The sequence below is a fragment of the Vibrio sp. YT-19(2023) genome (genome assembly GCF_033337395.1).
On the sequence record NZ_JAWOQN010000007.1, the window covers coordinates 1 to 1,883 of the forward strand.

The following is a 1,883-nucleotide window of genomic DNA, read 5'->3' on the forward strand; positions in this document are numbered from 1 at the left end:
GCAAACTTCCCGTTCTGTACCATTGAACCAAACACTGGTGTGGTTCCTGTGCCAGATCTACGTCTAGACGCACTAGCTAAGATCGTTAACCCACAGAGAGTTCTTCCAACGACGATGGAGTTCGTGGACATCGCTGGTCTTGTTGCTGGTGCATCACGTGGTGAAGGTTTAGGTAACAAGTTCCTAGCTAACATCCGTGAAACAGACGCGATTGGCCACGTTGTACGTTGTTTTGAAAACGAAAACATTGTTCATGTTTCAGGTAAAGTTTCACCTATTGAAGATATCGAAGTGATCAACCTTGAACTTGCAATGGCTGACCTAGATTCTTGTGAGCGAGCGATTCAACGTAACGCGAAGAAGGCAAAAGGCGGCGATAAAGACGCAAAATTTGAACTAACCGTACTAGAAAAACTGTTACCAGTACTAACTGAAGGCGGCATGGCACGCACAGTTGAGCTATCTAAAGAAGAGTTAGCAGCAATCGGCTATCTAAACTTCCTAACACTGAAGCCAACTATGTACATTGCAAACGTAAACGAAGATGGCTTCGAAAATAATCCATATCTAGATGCGGTTCGTGAGTTCGCAGAAAAAGAAAACAATGTCGTTGTACCTGTATGTGCAGCTATCGAATCTGAACTATCTGAACTAGAAGATGAAGATCGCGAAGAATTCCTCGCAGATATGGGGATCGAAGAGCCGGGTCTGAACCGTGTAATTCGCTCTGGTTACGAACTACTGACTCTACACACCTACTTCACAGCAGGTGTTAAAGAAGTACGTGCTTGGACAATCCCTGTTGGTGCAACTGCACCTCAGGCGGCAGGTAAGATCCACACTGACTTCGAGAAAGGCTTTATTCGTGCAGAAGTAGTCGGTTACGACGATTTCATCCAATTCAATGGTGAAAATGGCGCAAAAGACGCAGGTAAATGGCGTCTAGAAGGTAAAGACTACATCGTAAAAGATGGTGATGTTGTACACTTCCGCTTCAATGTTTAATTAAATGAATGAATTCTAAACACTTCATTTACACTAAAAGCCAGCTGTTAAGCTGGCTTTTTTAATACCTTAAGTAAATGAACAAAAATAAATTACGCAACCGCAAGCTAATTTATTTCCAGTTTTAGATCATAAACACGCCTCTTTGTTTAAAAAGGAAGCGAACGAGGTTTTTTCCGAAATTTATTAAAAAAAACTGTTGACGGATCTCACTCAACTTCGCATAATGCGCGCCGTTCCCAACGACAAGGCAACGAAGCGTTGAGAACAAAAAATATGGTTTTGGCTACGTAGCTCAGCTGGTTAGAGCACATCACTCATAATGATGGGGTCACAGGTTCGAATCCCGTCGTAGCCACCATGAACAACGTTATTTAGGTTTTTACCAATTACCTTGATAACTACAGAATAAGTTGCGGAAGTGGCGGAATTGGTAGACGCACCAGATTTAGGTTCTGGCGCCGCAAGGTGTGAGAGTTCAAGTCTCTCCTTCCGCACCATATTTTAAATAGTCATTGTGACTATTGCCTGCAGGTCTATCGCCAAGCGGTAAGGCAGCGGCTTTTGATGCCGCCATTCCCTGGTTCGAATCCAGGTAGACCTGCCATTATTCAAGTGAGATTCCTTTATAAAAGGGGTTGTCACTGAGAGCGTGAAGGTTTATATTGTCTCGCTCCAAAAGATGGCTACGTAGCTCAGCTGGTTAGAGCACATCACTCATAATGATGGGGTCACAGGTTCGAATCCCGTCGTAGCCACCATGAACAACGTTATTTAGGTTTTTACCAATTACCTTGATAACTACAGAATAAGTTGCGGAAGTGGCGGAATTGGTAGACGCACCAGATTTAGGTTCTGGCGCCGCAAGGTGTGAGAGT

General features: G+C 43.8%; 1 protein-coding gene and 4 tRNA genes. All 5 read left to right on the forward strand.

Annotated elements, in window-relative coordinates; all coding sequences use genetic code 11:
* Window positions 1-1,005 (forward strand): redox-regulated ATPase YchF (ychF, locus tag R7E78_RS06755; protein ID WP_318057770.1); only part of this gene is annotated, 1,005 nt, incomplete at its 5' end.
* A 284-nt stretch (window positions 1,006-1,289) separates the two neighbouring features.
* A tRNA-Met gene (locus R7E78_RS06760) sits at window positions 1,290-1,366 on the forward strand.
* A 54-nt stretch (window positions 1,367-1,420) separates the two neighbouring features.
* Window positions 1,421-1,505: transfer RNA gene (locus R7E78_RS06765), tRNA-Leu, on the forward strand.
* A gap of 32 nt (window positions 1,506-1,537) precedes the next feature.
* Window positions 1,538-1,612 (forward strand) — tRNA-Gln (locus R7E78_RS06770).
* Window positions 1,613-1,689: 77 nt separating this feature from the next.
* Window positions 1,690-1,766, forward strand: a tRNA-Met gene (locus R7E78_RS06775).
* Window positions 1,767-1,883 lie beyond the last annotated feature (117 nt).